The organism is Kitasatospora sp. NPDC054939 (genome assembly GCF_053610105.1).
Window position 1 is genome coordinate 1 of the sequence record NZ_JBSGXP010000022.1, and the last position, 14,549, is coordinate 14,549.

Here is a 14,549-nt window from a genome sequence, read left to right on the forward strand (position 1 = left end):
TTCCCGGCCAACCCCCCCCACGGCCGCCCGGGCCGCCCGGGCGTCCCGGGGGGGGGCGGGGGGCCGGGGGGGGGCCCCCCCCCCCCGGGCCCCGCCCCCCCACCAGGGGCCCCGGCTCCTGAGGTGCGCTGGGCCGGGCAGGACCTGCGACGGTGCAGGGCTGCGGTGCTCCCCGCATGGTAGTCCGCATGCTGGGATCACGCGCCGCCCGGTGTCCACCCGCCGTTCAGCCGAACAGCGCCAGCGCCACCAGGCAGCCGGTCGCGGCGGTCTCCGCCAGCGCTCCCAGCACGTCACCGGTCACCCCGCCGAACCGCCGGACGCACCGGCGCAGCAGCAGCCCCGCGCAGCCCAGGCCGAGTGCAACGGCCGCCGGGAGCCGCAGGGCTGACCACCCGTCGCCCGCTCCCGCGGCCGCCGTGAGCAGCAGCGCGCCGGCCGTCACCGCGACCGCGGCGGCGGGCGGGACCGTCCCCGCGACCACCGCGCCCAGCCCGCCCGGCCGGGCGGCCGGCACCGGCCGCAGGCAGCCCCAGGCGAGGGCGCAGCGGGCGGCCACCGCCGAGGCGAGCACCGCCAGCGCCCCCCGCCCGGGGGAGGCGGCGAACTGTCCGGCCAGTGCGGCGGCCTGGGCGAGCAGGACCAGGACCAGGGTGAGTACGCCGAACGGCCCGATGTCGGACTGCTTCATGATGCGCAGGGCGTCCTCGGCCGGCTTGCCGCTGCCCAGCCCGTCCGCGACGTCGGCCAGCCCGTCGAGGTGGAGTCCGCGGGTGAGGGCGGCCAGGACGGCGAGCGCCGCCACCGCGCCGAGCGCCCCGCCGGCCTGCCGGGCGACCAGCGCACCGGCCCCGGCCGCGCACGCGCCCAGCACCAGTCCGACCACCGGGGCGGCGAGCATCGCCCGCCCGGCCGCCGCGCGGTCCCAGCGCTCCACCCGCACCCGCAGCACGGAGAGCGTCCCGAAGGCGAACCGCAGCCCCTCGCTCCAGCTCGCGGGGCCGTCGGGGCCGCCCGCCTCCGGGCGTCCGGCGCTCAGAGCCGGCCCAGCAGCTCCGCCGCCGACGGCAGCTTCGGCTGCTCCTTCGGCGCGGCCGGCCGCAGCGCTCCGGGGGCGTGCTCGGCGAGGGCGTCCGCCGCGGCCTGCAGCAGCGGCAGTGCCAGCAGCGCGCCGACGCCCTCGCCCATGGTGACCTGCTGCTCCTGCAGCGGGGACAGCGTCAGCCGGTCGTACGCCTTCGCCTGGGCGGGCTCGCCGCTGGACTGCCCGGCCCGCCACCACTCCGGCGCCCGGAAGGCGATCCGCTGCGCGACCAGCGCGCAGGCCGCCGACACCACGCCGTCCAGGACGACCGGCAGCCTCCGGACGGCCGCCTGCAGCAGGAAGCCGGTGATCGCGGCGAAGTCCGCGCCGCCGGTGGCGCCCAGCAGCGCGAGCTGGTCGCCCAGCACCGGCCGGGCCCGCCGCAGCGAGTCCCGGACGGTGGCGCACTTGACCATCCACACCCGGTCGTCGATGCCCGAGCCGCGCCCGGTGACCGCCGCCGCGTCCGTCCCGCAGAGCGCGCCGACCAGCACCGCGGCGACCGTGGTCGCGCCGACCCCGAGGTCGCCCAGCACCACCAGGTCGGTACCGGCGTCGGCCTCCTCGTCGGCGACCGCCATCCCGGCCCGGAACGCCGCGACCGTCTCCGCGGGGGTCAGCGCGTCCTCGGTGTCGATCCGGCCGGAGCCGCGGCGCACCCGGTGCGCGACGACCTCGGCGGGGAACTCCGCCGGATCGGCGTCCACCGCGACGTCCACCACCCGCACCTCGGCGCCGAAGCGCCGGGCCAGCACGGCGACCGGCGCGGTGCCGTCCAGCACCGCGCGCACCCGCGCGGCGGTGCCGCCCGCGGCCGGCAGCCGGGACACGCCGAGCGCCGCTACGCCGTGGTCGGCCGCGAAGAGCACCACCTTGGGCGCCGCCAGCGGGCGGACCGGGGAGCGGCCCTGCACCGAGGCCAGCCAGGCGCCCAGCTCCTCCAGCCGGCCGAGCCCGCCGCGCGGGAGGTCCAGGCCCTGCCGGCGCTCCTCGGCGGCCCGCCGGGCGCTCTCGTCGGGGCGCTCGACGAGGGAGGAGAACGTATCGAGATCCACGGTCGTGTCCATCGATCGGAAGGCTACACGCCGCAGGTGTTCAGCCAGCGGTTGGCTTGACGGCGAGTACCTGCCCCGCCACCACCAGCAGCACGCGCTCCGAGGCGTCGGCCACCGCCATGTTGAGCCGGCCCAGGGTGTCGCGGAACCGGCGCCCGGCCGCGGTCGCCGGGACGACTCCCATCCCGACCTCGTTGCTGACCGCGACCGCCGTCCGACCGGTCCGCTCCCAGGCCGCGGCCAGGGCGGCGCAGCGCCGCTGGACGGCCGCCTCGCCGCCGTCCGCCCAGACCGCGTCGTCCCAGGCGCCGCACTCGTCCATCACCGCGGTCAGCCAGAGCGCCAGGCAGTCGATCAGCACCGGCGCCGGGTCCGCGGTGTCGGCCAGCACCGCCTCCAGGTCGCAGGTCTCGGCCGTCCGCCAGCCCGCCGGCCGCCGCTCCCGGTGTAGCTCGACGCGCTGCGCCCATTCGGCGTCGCCGTCCCGCCGCCCGCCGGTGGCGACGTACAGGACGTCCCGGTACGGCGCGAGCAGCTGCTCGGCGCGGGTGGACTTGCCCGAGCGGGCGCCGCCGAGGAGCAGGGTGCGGGGGAGTGCGGGGTGGGGAGCCATGCGGGCCATCCTGCCCGACGAGGCATACGGAAGATCCGGCCGGGCAGGCTAAGGTGCGGCGCAGCACCGGGGCAGTGGGCTGCCGGGCGAGGACGCAGTCAGGGCGAGGAGGCCGGGCGTGGTCTGGACGTGGCGGTACGAGAAGGCGGACGGCACCGTGGTGGACCAGGAGGGCGGCCGGGAGGAGTTCCCCGGCCAGGGTGACGCCGAGTCCTGGATCGGCGAGGAGTGGAAGCGGCTCGCGGAGGACGGCGTGGACACCGCCGTGCTGCTGGAGGACGACCGCGTGATCTATGCGATGAGCCTGCACGAGGGCTGAGCCCGGCGGCCGCGGATCGGGGCTACTTGGCCCCGATCACGTGCAGCAGCGCGGCGACCTGCCGGTACGGGTCGGTCCGGCCGGCCCGCTCCTCGGCCTCCAGCAGCTGGGCCAGCTGCCGGCCGTCGACCGGCGGCGCCGCGTCGTCGGGGGCGTTGTCGGTGAAGACCCGGACGCCGTACCAGTGCCGCAGCGGCACCGAGACCTCGTCGAGGGTGACCGCGAGGTCGGCGAGCCGGTCGGCGCGCGCGGCGAGGCCGAGCCGGTTGTAGTAGCGGTCGCTCTCGAAGGCGTGCAGGGCGGCGCGCCAGTCGCCGGCCGAGGCGGGCCGCAGGGCGAGGGCGTCGCGGTTGCGCACCAGCAGGGAGAGCAGTCCGCCGGGGGCGAGCAGCCGGGCCAGTGAGGCGATCATCGGGTCGGGGTCCGGCAGGTACATCAGGACGCCGTGGCAGAGCACCACGTCGAAGCTGCGCGGGCCGAACCAGCGCCCGCACTGGTGGCCGTCGCCGCTGAGCAGCTGGACCCGGCCGCGGACCTCGGGGGACTCCTCGGCGAGCGCGGCCTGCGCGACGCCGAGGGCGACCGGGTCGGAGTCGATCCCGGTGACGTAGTGGCCGGCCCGGGCCAGCCGCAGCACCTGGGTGCCCTGGCCGCAGCCGATGTCCAGCACCCGCTGGTCGGTGCGTGCGGCGAGCTGCTCGGCGAGCTGCCGGGCGACCAGCTCCTGCCGGACGTGGTTGCGCAGGCCGCCGAGCCGGTCCAGCCAGGGGCCGGTGCCGCCGGCGAAGGAGCCGCTGCGCGAGGGCAGCAGGCCGTGGGCGGAGCGGTCGTGGGTCAACCGGTCGTGGCCGCCGCCGCCCTGCCCGGGGAGCGCGTAGAGGCCGGGCCCCTCCCACGGGGAGGGGGCCCAGCCGGAGTCCACCGGTTCGGCGGTCAGGGCATCTCCCCGCGCCGCACCTGCGGCTTGGGCAGTCGCAGCCTGCGCATCTGCAGGATGCGCATCAGGCCGTACGCGACCGCGCCGCGGGTGTTCTGCCCGGCGAAGCGCGCGGCCATCTGCTTGCGCAGGCCGAAGCCGAGCCGGACGAAGTCCAGGATCACCAGGACGAAGAAGAGCAGGAACAGCACCGTGGAGAGGAGCTGGAGGGCCGGCACCTTGACCACGCTGAGGATCAGGATGACCACGGCGGCGGGCAGGAAGAACTCGGCCAGCGACCAGCGGGCGTCCACGTAGTCGCGGGCGAACTTGCGCACCGGGCCCTTGTCACGGGCCGGGAGGTGGCGCTCGTCGCCCTCCAGCAGCGCGGTGCGCTGCTTCTCCCGCTCGGAGCGAAGCCGCTCGCGCTGCTGGCGGGCGGCCTCCTTGCGGTCCTTGGGCACGGACACCCGGGTACGCCGGTGGGCCTCGGCCTCACTGCGCTTGGGCGTCGGGCGGCCCTTCTTCGCCTGCGGATCGCGGGCCTGGGTCGTCTCGTCCTGCTTCTCCAGCACGGTGGTGGAGGCGGAGGCATCATTTGCACGGCGTCGGAACACACCCCCAGCGTACGGGGTGCGCGTCGGCTTCCACGGGTGCCGTCGGACCCAAACGCATATCGATCCGTCCGCGGACGGCCTCCCCGGGGTCGGCCGCGCTCGTCCCGTAGGGGTCGCCTCCCCCGAGTGGATCAGCGATCGGGGGGCGGATCCACCCCGGGGAGGAGGCTTTCGGGGGTCCTCTTGTAGCACTCTTGTTGCAGGCAGGTGCACTGCGGCGACGGGCTCGCTGCACATACACTCGTCGTGTCTGGTAACGAGACGAATACCGCAGGCCGGAGAAGGGGGCACCCAGGCCCATGAGCGACGGAATCATGAAGCGTATGGGGCTGATCTTCCGCTCCAAGGCGAACAAGGCCCTGGATCGGGCGGAGGATCCGCGCGAGACGCTGGACTACTCGTACCAGAAGCAGCTCGAACTGCTGCAGAAGGTGCGCCGCGGTGTCGCGGACGTAGCCACCTCGCGCAAGCGCCTGGAACTCCAGCTGACCCAGCTCCAGCAGCAGTCCGCGAAGTACGAGGACCAGGGCCGCAAGGCGCTGTCCCTGGGCCGGGAGGACCTCGCCCGCGAGGCGTTGACCCGCAAGGCCGGGATGCAGTCGCAGATCACCGACCTGGAGATGCAGTACCAGCAGCTCCAGGCCGAGGAGGAGAAGCTCACGCTCGCCTCCCAGCGGCTGCAGGCCAAGGTGGACGCCTTCCGCACCAAGAAGGAGACCATCAAGGCGACCTACACCGCCGCCCAGGCGCAGACCCGGATCGCGGAGTCCTTCTCCGGGATCTCGGAGGAGATGGGCGACGTCGGCCTGGCGATCCAGCGGGCGGAGGACAAGACCGCCCAGATGCAGGCCCGTGCGGGCGCGATCGACGAGCTGCTGGCCTCCGGCGCGCTCGACGACGCCAGTGGGCTCGGCCGCAAGGACGACATCGAGGCGGAGCTGGAGCGGGTGGCCGGCGGCTCGGACGTCGAGCTGGAGCTGGCCCGGATGAAGGCCGAGCTGACCGGCGGTCCGGCGGGCTCCGGTCCGCAGGCCATCGAGCAGGGCCGCACCCAGTCCCAGCCGCAGCAGCAGAACACCCCGCCCACCATCAACTACAACAAGTGAGCTCCACCCCGCGCAGCACACCCCACGCACCAGGGAGACGCACGGCATGATCATGAGGGTCATGGGTGAGGGCCAGTTCGAGGTCGGCGAGGGCCACCTCGGCCGGCTCAACGAGCTGGACCACGAACTGCTCACCGCGCTGGAATCGGGGGACGAGCGGCACTTCCACCGGGCGATCGGTGAGCTGCTCGACGCGGTCAGGGAGTACGGCACGCGGCTGCCGGACGACGCGCTGGAGCCGTCCGACCTGATCCTGCCGAACGCCGACGCCACGATCGACGAGGTCAAGCAGCTGCTGCGGGCGGAGGGCGACGGGCTGATCCCGGGCCTGCCGGAGTAGGAACCAGACACCGACGGGCGGGCCCCCTCCACCACGGAGGGGGCCCGCCCGTCGTCGTGCCGGTGCCCTACGGCAGGGCGAGCATCCGGTCCAGCGCCGCCTTGGCGTGCTTCTCGGTCTCCGGGTCGACCCGGATCACGTTCGGCACCCGGCCCTCGACCAGCGACTCCAGCGCCCAGACCAGGTGCGGCAGGTCGATCCGGTTCATGGTCGAGCAGAAGCAGACCGCCCGGTCCAGGAAGACGACCTCCTTGTCCGGGTGGGCCTTGGCCAGCCGGCGGACCAGGTTCAGCTCGGTGCCGATGGCCCACTTGGAGCCGGGCTCGGCGGCGTCCAGCGCCTTGATGATGTACTCGGTCGAGCCCACCATGTCGGCGGCCGAGACGACCTCGTGCTTGCACTCCGGGTGCACCAGGACCGTCACGCCGGGGATCCGGGCGCGCACGTCGTTGACCGAGTCGAGCGAGAAGCGCCCGTGCACCGAGCAGTGCCCGCGCCACAGGATCATCTTCGCGTCGCGCAGCTGCTCGGCGGTGAGGCCGCCGTTCGGCTTGTGCGGGTTGTAGAGCACGCAGTCGTCCAGCGAGAAGCCCATCTCGCGGACGGCGGTGTTGCGGCCCAGGTGCTGGTCCGGGAGGAAGAGCACCTTCTCGCCCTGCTCGTACGCCCACTCCAGGGCCCGCCGGGCGTTGGAGGAGGTGCAGATGGTGCCGCCGTGCTTGCCGGTGAAGGCCTTGATGTCGGCGGAGGAGTTCATGTACGAGACCGGGACGGTGACGTCGGCTATGCCGGCGTCGGTGAGCACGTCCCAGCACTCGGCGACCTGCTCGGCGGTGGCCATGTCGGCCATCGAGCAGCCGGCGGCGAGGTCCGGCAGGACGACCTGCTGGGCGTCGCCGGTGAGGATGTCCGCGGACTCGGCCATGAAGTGCACACCGCAGAACACGATGTACTCGGCCTCGGGCCGGGCGGCGGCGTCCCGCGCGAGCTTGAACGAGTCGCCGGTGACGTCGGCGAACTCGATGACCTCGTCGCGCTGGTAGTGGTGGCCCAGGATGAAGACGCGGTCGCCCAGTGCGGCCTTGGCCGCGCGGGCGCGCTCGACGAGGTCCGGGTCGGAGGCGGGAGGCAGGTCGCCGGGGCACTCGACGCCGCGCTCGCTGTTGGGGTCGGCCTCGCGGCCGAGCAGCAGCAGGGCGAGCGGCGTCGGGGTGGGTTCGACGCCGTAGGTCTCGGTGGTCGTGGTGGTCACGGGCGGGTGCCCTTCTGTGCGGCCGATCAGTCGAAGCAGCCTTCTCGTCTATCTGACGCTATCTATGATAACCGGTTAGCGTCACAGTGACGATGGCCGTCCTGTCGATGTGACGAGAACCGCTCGACGCTTCGGAGTCATCCCGCTTGGCCGGATGAAAGATATGACGGGCCCGGCGTGGCCGGATCGACATCCCGCCCCCATCGCGTTCGCTTGCCCCATGAAGGCAATCGCGATCAGGCGCTACGGCGGCCCCGAGGTCGTCGAGTACACCGACCTCCCCGACCCCAGGCTCGGCCCGGACTCGGTCCTGGTGCAGGTCAGGGCGGCCGGGGTGAACCCGGTCGACTGGAAGATCCGGGAGGGGCGGCTGGACGGCCGGCTCGACGTGCACTTCCCGCTCGTCCCCGGCTGGGACGCCGCCGGGGTGGTCCGCGCGGTCGGCGGCGGCGTCACCGAGTTCGCCCCCGGCGACGAGGTCTACGGGTGCGTCCGCAAGGACGCCGTCGAGCACGGCACCTACGCCGAACTGGTCGCCGCCCCCGTCCGCACCCTCGCCCGTCGGCCCGCCGCCCTCGACTGGGCGCAGTGCGGCGGCCTCCCGCTGGCCGGCCTCACCGCCCTCCAGGCCCTGCGGACGCTGCGCCTGCGCCCCGGCGAGAGCGTCCTGGTGCACGCCGCGGCCGGCGGCGTCGGCCACCTCGCCGTCCAGCTCGCCCGCGCGTACGGGGCCCGGGTGATCGGCACCGCCGCCGAGCGCAACCACGCCTACCTGCGGGGGCTCGGCGCCGAACCGGTCGCGCACGGCGAGGGCCTGGCCGACCGGGTCCGGGCACTCGCCCCCGGCGGGGTGGACGCCGCCCTCGACCTGGTCGGCGGGGGAGCGGTCGAACTCTCCGCCGAACTGGTCGCCGACCCGGCCCGGATCGCCTCGGTCGCCGACTACGGGGCGCGGGCCCGCGGCGGCCACTGGGTCTGGACCCGCCCCGACGCCGCCGACCTCGCGGAGCTGGCCGAGCACGCCGACCGCGGCCGGCTCACCGTCACCGTCGCCTCGACCTTCCCGCTGGCCCAGGCCGCCTCCGCGCAGGCGCTCTGCGCCGAGGGCCGCACCCGCGGCAAGATCGTCCTCCTGGTGGACGCCTGACCGTCGCCCGTTCGGAGGTGGAGCGGTCCCCGTCATCGGCCAGAATGGTGGCGAACCGTTTCGGCGGACCGCCACCCCGCCGCCCCCGTACGACCAGTGGAGCCCCGCACCGATGAGCACCAGCCGAGCGCACGAGGTGGCCGGGGCCGCCCTGGACGAGACCGACCGTCTCCTCCTCGCCAGGCTGGGACGCGACGGCCGCGCCTCGTACGCCGAGATCGGCGTGCAGGTGAACCTCTCCGCCACCGCCGTGCGCAGACGGATCGACCGGCTGCGCGCCCGCGGCATCGTGCGCGGCTTCACCGTCGTCCTCGACCCCTCGGTGCTCGGCTGGCAGACCGAGGCGTTCGTCGAGATCTACTGCCGCGAGCGCACCGCCCCCGAGGAGATCCTCGCCAGCCTCCGGCAGTTCCCCGAGGTCGTCGCCGCCTGGACGGTCACCGGCGACCCCGACGCGCTGGTCCACCTGCGCGCCTCCGACATGCACCACCTGCAGGCCGTCATCGAGCGCATCCGCAAGGAGCCCGGCGTCCAGCGCAGCCGCTCCTCCGTGGTGCTCTCCCAGCTCATCGGCTGACCGCGGCCCGGCTCACCCGGACGGCCCCCCGCGGCCCCGCGCAGGAATCCTGCGCGAGGCCCTCCGAAGACGCCCGAATCCTGCCCGACCGGCCGCGTTCCGACGCGCGGGCGGCCCTCGCCGCTGCCTACGCTGATCACGTCCGGCCGATGCGCCCCACGGCCCCCACCGGACCTCCCCCGACACACCGCAGCCGAGAGAGGGACACCCGTGTCCGCAGCACCCGACCGCATGCACCGGCCCGACAACGAACTGGTCGACCTGGTATTCGACTACATGCGGGAGCGGCTGCAGTACGACCCCGTCCCGCTCGACCACCCCGGTGACGGCGAGCACCTGCGCACCCAGCTGGCCGGCCTGCTCAACGCGGACGGCAACAGCCCCGCCGACGTGCTCAAGCTCTACGACCACGAGCTGTCCCGCGCGGTCATCTCCGCCGACAGCCCGCGCTACCTGTCGTTCATCCCGTGCGCCCCCACCAAGGCCGCACTGCTCTTCGACATGGTCGTCTCCTGCGCCTCGCTCCAGGGCATCTCCTGGCTGGAGGCGGCCGGCGCCATCGCCGCCGAGAACCAGGTGCTGCGCCTGATAGCCGACCGCGCGGGCATGCCCCAGTCGGCCGGCGGCACCTTCGTCTCCGGCGGCTCGGCCGGCAACCTCTCCGCCCTGGTCGTCGCCCGCGACACCGCCCGCCGCAGACTCGGCGTCGGCCCGGAGGCCCGACTGCGGATCGCCGTCGCCGACCAGGTGCACTCCTCGGTCAAGAACACCTTCAACATCATCGGCGTCGAGGCCTTCAAGGTCCCGACCGTCGACCGCCGCTTCACCGGCGAGGCGCTGCGCGCCGCCCTCGCGGCCGACCCGAACCCGGAGACGGTGATCGCCGTCGTCGGCACCGCCGGCACCACCAACGAGGGCATCGTCGACGACCTGCAGGGCCTCTCCGAGGTCACCCGCGAGCGCGGCATGTGGTTCCACGTCGACGGCGCCTACGGCGGCGCGGGCCTGTTCGCCCCCTCCGTGCGCGAGCGCTACAACGGCATCGAGCACGCCGACTCCTTCGTCGTCGACCCGCACAAGTGGCTGTTCGCCCCGTTCGACTGCGCCGCGCTGCTCTACCGCAACCCGCGGCTCGCCCGGGCCGTGCACACCCAGGACGCCTCCTACCTGGACGTCCTGCACACCGAGGGCGACGAGTGGAACCCCACCGACTACGCCTACCACCTCACCCGGCGCGCCCGCGGCCTGCCGCTCTGGTTCTCGCTCGCGGTGCACGGCACCCAGGCGTACACCGACGCCATCGAGACCGGCCTGCAGCTCGCCCGGGACACCGCCGATCTGATCCGGCGGACCGAGCACCTGGAGCTGCTGTTCGACCCGCAGCTGTCGGCGGTCTGCTTCAAGCGCACCGGCTGGACCAACGACGACTACTACCGCTGGTCGCAGCAGCTGCTCGCGGACCAGATCGGCTTCGTCACCCCGACCGGCTGGGACGGCGAGACCGTCGCCCGCTTCGCCTTCCTGCACCCGGGGACCACCATGGAGATGGTGCGGGAGATCCTGGACACCATGGCCTGATCCGCCGCCCGTCCGCAGACCCCGCCGGGGCCGTGTCCGCCGCACGGCCCCGGCGGCCTTCCCGCGTCCGGACGGCCCCGGCCCGGACGGCTACGGCCGCGCCGCCGTCCGCCCGCCGCCTGCCCGCCGTCCGGAGCGGCTACAGGTACGCCGGGTCCGGCAGGTACGGCGCCGGCGGGCGCATCCCGCGCAACCCCAGCCAGCCGCGGCTCTGCGGGCGCAGCCCGACCTCCAGGCCGACGTCCAGCGCCCACTCCTGCTCCGCGGTCAGGAACCCCACCCGCGCCTGCTCGCCCTCCGGCACCCGGGCCAGCGCCTCGCGCAGCAGGCGCACCGCGATCCGCCGCGAGGTCGCGGCCAGCAGCCGCACCTCGCCGCCGTCCCGGTAGCAGTAGCCGCTGCCGGCCAGCGCGTCGGCCACCAGCAGCTCCTCGGCGTGGGCCAGCATCATGGGGTGGTCCGGCCCGTGCGCGGCCCCACGCAGCCGCCGGTCCACCGAGTCCAGCAGGTGCAGGTGCGAGGTGTTGCCCGGGTGCACCGGGATGTCGCCCGGATCGACCAGGCCGGCCCGGTCCACCCGGCCGGTCAGCCGCATCGCCGGGTGCAGCGTGAACCCCGCCAGCCGGTAGCGGCGGGCCGCCGCCGGCGAGGCCGGCACGCAGAGCATCCCGCGCAGGCAGCCCCGCCCGTACGCGGCGGCCCGCTCCAACAGCAGCGTGCCCACGCCCCGGCCCTGCGCCTCGGGCACCACGGCCAGCAGCGCCAGCACCCAGACCCCCTCGCGGCGCAGCGCCAGCACCGCGCCCACCGGAGCCCCGCCGCGCTCCGCCAGCCAGCAGCCCTGCGGGTCGGTGCGCACCAGGTGCCGGGTCCGGGCCGCCCGCTGCAGCCGGCCGAGCGGCGGCTCCGGCGCGTCCCCCTCCTCGGCGGCCAGGGCGGCGCGGGCGACGAACTGGACGGCCTCCGCGTCGGCGGCGGTGTCCTGGACCTGGCGCAGGATCATGCCCACCATCCTGGCCGCCGCACCCCCGCGGCGGGGTCCGTTCGCGGTGATCCGCAGGCCGGGGCGGTGACCGAACCCCGCCGGTGTGCGAGCATGGGGAGGGCAGGCCGCGGGCAACCGCCCCGCCCGCACAGGAACCACCGCCACACAGACCGCTGTCAAAAGGGCCCGCCACCCGGGAATGGAATCCCGGTGGCCACGGGTTGGCACTGGCGGCAGACCGTCGTCAAGACCGGGAGAAAGCAGATGACCGTCCAGGACGAGACCACCGTCGAGAGTGGCATCCTCCTTACCGATGCCGCCGCGGCCAAGGTCAAGGGCCTGCTGGAGCAGGAGGGCCGCGAAGACCTCGCGCTGCGCGTCGCCGTCCAGCCCGGCGGCTGCTCCGGCCTGCGTTACCAGCTCTTCTTCGACGAGCGCTCGCTCGACGGCGACGTGGTGAAGGACTTCGACGGTGTGAAGGTCGTCACCGACCGGATGAGCGCCCCGTACCTGGGCGGCGCCACCGTCGACTTCGTCGACACCATCGAGAAGCAGGGCTTCACGATCGACAACCCGAACGCCACCGGCTCCTGCGCCTGCGGCGACTCGTTCAGCTAAGCCCCGACGGGCTCGTACCGAGGGCGGTTCCGGAGATCTCCGGAACCGCCCTCGGGCGTTCCCCGGACCGCTACTTCCCGCTGGTGTCCGGGGCGGCGCTGCCCGGCTGCTCGGGGTTCGGCCCCACGTACGGATCGGTCGCCAGCGGCACGAGCTGCCCCGTCCCGAGGTCGGTCACCGCCCGCCCCATCAGCGGCTGCTTCAGCTCCGTCGACACCGTCTGCAGCTTGGCCACCGCCGCACAGGACTGCCCCGGCGCCAGCGGCTCGGTCACCACCACCCGGATGTCCACCCGGCCCGGCTTCGACTCGTCCGCCTTCAGGCCGTACTTCTCGCAGATCCCGCCGTAGAACCGGATGGTCAGCCGCTTGCCGTCCTCGCGGTACGCGACCGCCTGCCGGCCGACCGGGGCCGGCTCGCCGACCGCGATCCCGGGGCTCGGCCGGGTCTGCGCCGGGGTCGGCTCGGTCGCCGGGGCGGTCGGGGACGCCGGGCGCGGCCCGGGGGTGGTCGCCGTCGGGTCGGCCGGAACGGACGGCGCGGCGGCCGACGGCGACGGCGAGGCGGACGGCGACCCCGCGGGAGCGGCCGTGGCGGTGCCGGACGCCGGGGAGGTTGCCGACTCCGAGCCGCCCTTCCCGCCGTCCCCGCACCCCGCCAGGGCCGCCGCCGCCAGCAGCAGACCGGCCAGCACCGCCGCGCGCCGGCCGTGCGTGCGGGCCGTGCGCCGGGGCATCGTCTCCAGATCCATCTGACATTCCTCCCGAGGGCTCGGCGGCAGCGCCTCCGAGGCCCGGGGGCGTACCGCGGGACTCTGACGTGCCCCGGACGAATCCGGTTCCCGTCCCGCCCGCGGGCCCCGCCGGGTCACATCCCGTACTCGGGGATCCCCGCGACCAGCCGCTGCACCCCGGACGGCACTCGGAACCCGGTCCGTGCGGCCGGCGCACTGGGCTCCGGCCCGGTCGCCAGCAGCGGCCAGAACCGCCGCAGGTGCCGGGAGGACGAGACCAGGGCGTCGAGGGTCTCCCCGTCCGCGTCACCCCGCAGGGCGGGAGGAACGCGCAACGGGTGCTGAGTGGGCATCATGGCCATCGCTCCGAATCGCCGTGCCGCGGCAACGCTGCCGCGGCCCCTGCAGCGACCCTAGGACCCCCGTCCGGCCGCGACCAGAGCTACCCGGGGGTAGTACCCGGCCGGGCCTCCCGCAGGCCGCTCCCGCCCCCTTCCCGGCCACCCTCCCGCACAGCTGTCCGAGAAGGCGGTATTGCTGCCCTCCGGCCCCCGACCGGTACCGTGGGTGGGTTCGTCCCACCGACCTGCCCGTGGCCGACCGCCACCCCTGAGGAGACCTCCCGTGCGTATCGCCGTCGCCGGCTCGATCGCGACCGACCACCTGATGACGTTCCCCGGTCGCTTCTCCGACCAGCTCGTCGCCGAACAGCTGCACACCGTGTCGCTGTCCTTCCTGGTCGACACCCTCGACATCCGCCGCGGCGGGGTCGCCCCGAACATCGCCTTCGGCATGGGCGTCCTCGGGCTGCGCCCGGTCCTGGTCGGTGCGGCCGGCGCGGACTTCGCCGAGTACCGCAGCTGGCTGGAGCGCAACAACGTCGACTGCCGGTCCGTCCACATCTCCGAGACCCGGCACACCGCCCGCTTCATGTGCACCACCGACGAGGACCACAACCAGATCGCCTCGTTCTACACCGGTGCCATGGCCGAGGCCCGCAACATCGAGCTGAAGCCGATCGCCGACCGGGTCGGCGGCCTGGACCTCGTCCTGATCGGCGCCGACGACCCGCAGGCGATGGTCCGCCACACCCAGGAGTGCCGCACCCGCGGATACGCCTTCGCGGCCGACCCCTCCCAGCAGCTGGCCCGCCTCGACGGCCACGACATCCGCGAGATCGTCGACGGCGCCGCGTACCTCTTCACCAACGAGTACGAGGCCGCGCTGATCGAGAGCAAGACCGGCTGGGGCGCCGAGGAGATCCTCACCCGCGTCGGCACCCGGATCACCACCCTCGGCAGCAAGGGCGTCCGGATCGAGCGCAAGGGCGAGGCCCCGATCACCGTCGGCTGCGCCCCCGAGGAGGCCAAGGTCGACCCGACCGGCGTCGGCGACGCCTTCCGGGCGGGCTTCCTGGCGGGCCTGTCCTGGGACCTTGACCTGGAGCGCGCCGCCCAGCTCGGCTGCATGCTGGCCACCCTGGTGATCGAGACCGTCGGCACCCAGGAGTACGAGCTGCGCCCGGCCGCCTTCCTGGAGCGCTTCGAGAACGCCTACAGCGCCGAGGCCGCCGCGGACGTCCGCGCCCACCTGGTCAAGTGACCGCGCC

General features: G+C 74.6%; 17 protein-coding genes. 8 read left to right on the forward strand and 9 right to left on the reverse strand.

Annotated features, from left to right (window positions below; all coding sequences use genetic code 11):
- Positions 1-226 precede the first annotated feature (226 nt).
- Genes ACWGB8_RS09205 through cobU form a run of 3 tightly spaced genes read right to left on the reverse strand, consistent with a single transcriptional unit; the run spans position 227 to position 2,752 of the window.
- On the reverse strand, positions 227-1,039 hold the full coding sequence (locus tag ACWGB8_RS09205) for an adenosylcobinamide-GDP ribazoletransferase (RefSeq protein WP_452211888.1): 813 nt from the start codon (positions 1,037-1,039) through the stop codon (positions 227-229).
- A complete protein-coding gene (locus ACWGB8_RS09210; RefSeq protein ID WP_452211772.1) occupies positions 1,036-2,151 on the reverse strand; it encodes a nicotinate-nucleotide--dimethylbenzimidazole phosphoribosyltransferase in 1,116 nt (371 codons plus the stop codon). The genes ACWGB8_RS09205 and ACWGB8_RS09210 overlap by 4 nt, the downstream gene beginning before the upstream one ends.
- A gap of 28 nt (positions 2,152-2,179) precedes the next feature.
- Positions 2,180-2,752, reverse strand: coding sequence for a bifunctional adenosylcobinamide kinase/adenosylcobinamide-phosphate guanylyltransferase (gene cobU / locus ACWGB8_RS09215; RefSeq protein ID WP_452211774.1), 573 nt, complete (start codon positions 2,750-2,752; stop codon positions 2,180-2,182).
- Between the two features lie 118 nt (positions 2,753-2,870).
- On the opposite strand from cobU, the gene ACWGB8_RS09220 reads away from it, so the two are divergent.
- A complete protein-coding gene (locus ACWGB8_RS09220; RefSeq protein WP_452211775.1) occupies positions 2,871-3,071 on the forward strand; it encodes a hypothetical protein in 201 nt (66 codons plus the stop codon).
- A 22-nt stretch (positions 3,072-3,093) separates the two neighbouring features.
- Here the strand turns inward: ACWGB8_RS09220 and ACWGB8_RS09225 are convergent, their stop codons facing one another.
- Together ACWGB8_RS09225 and ACWGB8_RS09230 are read right to left on the reverse strand one after the other, a co-directional pair.
- Complete coding sequence (locus ACWGB8_RS09225) at positions 3,094-3,834, reverse strand: class I SAM-dependent methyltransferase (RefSeq protein ID WP_452211890.1); 741 nt, start codon at positions 3,832-3,834, stop codon at positions 3,094-3,096.
- Between the two features lie 170 nt (positions 3,835-4,004).
- Complete coding sequence (locus ACWGB8_RS09230) at positions 4,005-4,604, reverse strand: DUF3043 domain-containing protein (protein ID WP_452211777.1); 600 nt, start codon at positions 4,602-4,604, stop codon at positions 4,005-4,007.
- Positions 4,605-4,903: 299 nt separating this feature from the next.
- Here ACWGB8_RS09230 and ACWGB8_RS09235 point away from each other — a divergent pair, with 299 nt between their 5' ends.
- Together ACWGB8_RS09235 and pspAA are read left to right on the forward strand one after the other, a co-directional pair.
- The gene (locus ACWGB8_RS09235) at positions 4,904-5,710 is read left to right on the forward strand and encodes a PspA/IM30 family protein (RefSeq protein WP_452211779.1); all 807 of its coding nucleotides are present in this window, start codon (positions 4,904-4,906) and stop codon (positions 5,708-5,710) included.
- Positions 5,711-5,756: 46 nt separating this feature from the next.
- Complete coding sequence (pspAA, locus tag ACWGB8_RS09240; RefSeq protein WP_452211781.1) at positions 5,757-6,050, forward strand: PspA-associated protein PspAA; 294 nt, start codon at positions 5,757-5,759, stop codon at positions 6,048-6,050.
- Between the two features lie 67 nt (positions 6,051-6,117).
- Here the strand turns inward: pspAA and nadA are convergent, their stop codons facing one another.
- The gene (nadA, locus tag ACWGB8_RS09245; RefSeq protein WP_452211783.1) at positions 6,118-7,302 is read right to left on the reverse strand and encodes a quinolinate synthase NadA; all 1,185 of its coding nucleotides are present in this window, start codon (positions 7,300-7,302) and stop codon (positions 6,118-6,120) included.
- Between the two features lie 220 nt (positions 7,303-7,522).
- Between nadA and ACWGB8_RS09250 the strand changes: the two genes are divergently transcribed.
- From ACWGB8_RS09250 to ACWGB8_RS09260, 3 genes are all read left to right on the forward strand, one after another.
- Positions 7,523-8,449 carry an NADP-dependent oxidoreductase gene (locus tag ACWGB8_RS09250; protein ID WP_452211785.1) on the forward strand — a complete coding sequence of 309 codons (927 nt, stop codon included), beginning with the start codon at positions 7,523-7,525 and terminating at the stop codon, positions 8,447-8,449.
- Between the two features lie 112 nt (positions 8,450-8,561).
- Complete coding sequence (locus tag ACWGB8_RS09255; RefSeq protein WP_452211787.1) at positions 8,562-9,026, forward strand: Lrp/AsnC family transcriptional regulator; 465 nt, start codon at positions 8,562-8,564, stop codon at positions 9,024-9,026.
- 210 nt (positions 9,027-9,236) lie between these two features.
- Positions 9,237-10,604 (forward strand): pyridoxal phosphate-dependent decarboxylase family protein, encoded by a 1,368-nt coding sequence (locus ACWGB8_RS09260; protein ID WP_452211789.1) that lies wholly within the window; start codon positions 9,237-9,239, stop codon positions 10,602-10,604.
- Positions 10,605-10,743: 139 nt separating this feature from the next.
- Here ACWGB8_RS09260 and ACWGB8_RS09265 read toward each other — a convergent pair whose 3' ends face one another.
- Positions 10,744-11,607, reverse strand: a complete 864-nt coding sequence (locus tag ACWGB8_RS09265; protein ID WP_452211791.1) for a GNAT family N-acetyltransferase — start codon at positions 11,605-11,607, stop codon at positions 10,744-10,746.
- 246 nt (positions 11,608-11,853) lie between these two features.
- Between ACWGB8_RS09265 and erpA the strand changes: the two genes are divergently transcribed.
- Positions 11,854-12,207 carry an iron-sulfur cluster insertion protein ErpA gene (gene erpA, locus ACWGB8_RS09270; protein ID WP_452148251.1) on the forward strand — a complete coding sequence of 118 codons (354 nt, stop codon included), beginning with the start codon at positions 11,854-11,856 and terminating at the stop codon, positions 12,205-12,207.
- A 70-nt stretch (positions 12,208-12,277) separates the two neighbouring features.
- Here erpA and ACWGB8_RS09275 read toward each other — a convergent pair whose 3' ends face one another.
- Positions 12,278-12,958 (reverse strand): hypothetical protein, encoded by a 681-nt coding sequence (locus ACWGB8_RS09275; protein ID WP_452211793.1) that lies wholly within the window; start codon positions 12,956-12,958, stop codon positions 12,278-12,280.
- Positions 12,959-13,074: 116 nt separating this feature from the next.
- Positions 13,075-13,296 carry a hypothetical protein gene (locus tag ACWGB8_RS09280; protein ID WP_452211795.1) on the reverse strand — a complete coding sequence of 74 codons (222 nt, stop codon included), beginning with the start codon at positions 13,294-13,296 and terminating at the stop codon, positions 13,075-13,077.
- Between the two features lie 268 nt (positions 13,297-13,564).
- Here ACWGB8_RS09280 and ACWGB8_RS09285 point away from each other — a divergent pair, with 268 nt between their 5' ends.
- Positions 13,565-14,542, forward strand: coding sequence for a carbohydrate kinase family protein (locus tag ACWGB8_RS09285; protein WP_452211797.1), 978 nt, complete (start codon positions 13,565-13,567; stop codon positions 14,540-14,542).
- The last annotated feature ends 7 nt before the right edge of the window (positions 14,543-14,549 follow it).

Bases quoted from the DNA above. Each gene is read 5' to 3' on its own strand.
- cobU (WP_452211774.1), bottom strand. From the start codon at position 2,752: ATGGCTCCCCACCCCGCACTCCCCCGCACCCTGCTCCTCGGCGGCGCC.
- ACWGB8_RS09210 (WP_452211772.1), bottom strand. From the start codon at position 2,151: ATGGACACGACCGTGGATCTCGATACGTTCTCCTCCCTCGTCGAGCGC.
- ACWGB8_RS09265 (WP_452211791.1), bottom strand. From the start codon at position 11,607: ATGATCCTGCGCCAGGTCCAGGACACCGCCGCCGACGCGGAGGCCGTC.
- ACWGB8_RS09235 (WP_452211779.1), top strand. From the start codon at position 4,904: ATGAGCGACGGAATCATGAAGCGTATGGGGCTGATCTTCCGCTCCAAG.
- ACWGB8_RS09255 (WP_452211787.1), top strand. From the start codon at position 8,562: ATGAGCACCAGCCGAGCGCACGAGGTGGCCGGGGCCGCCCTGGACGAG.
- erpA (WP_452148251.1), top strand. From the start codon at position 11,854: ATGACCGTCCAGGACGAGACCACCGTCGAGAGTGGCATCCTCCTTACC.
- ACWGB8_RS09250 (WP_452211785.1), top strand. From the start codon at position 7,523: ATGAAGGCAATCGCGATCAGGCGCTACGGCGGCCCCGAGGTCGTCGAG.
- ACWGB8_RS09280 (WP_452211795.1), bottom strand. From the start codon at position 13,296: ATGATGCCCACTCAGCACCCGTTGCGCGTTCCTCCCGCCCTGCGGGGT.
- pspAA (WP_452211781.1), top strand. From the start codon at position 5,757: ATGATCATGAGGGTCATGGGTGAGGGCCAGTTCGAGGTCGGCGAGGGC.
- ACWGB8_RS09275 (WP_452211793.1), bottom strand. From the start codon at position 12,958: ATGGATCTGGAGACGATGCCCCGGCGCACGGCCCGCACGCACGGCCGG.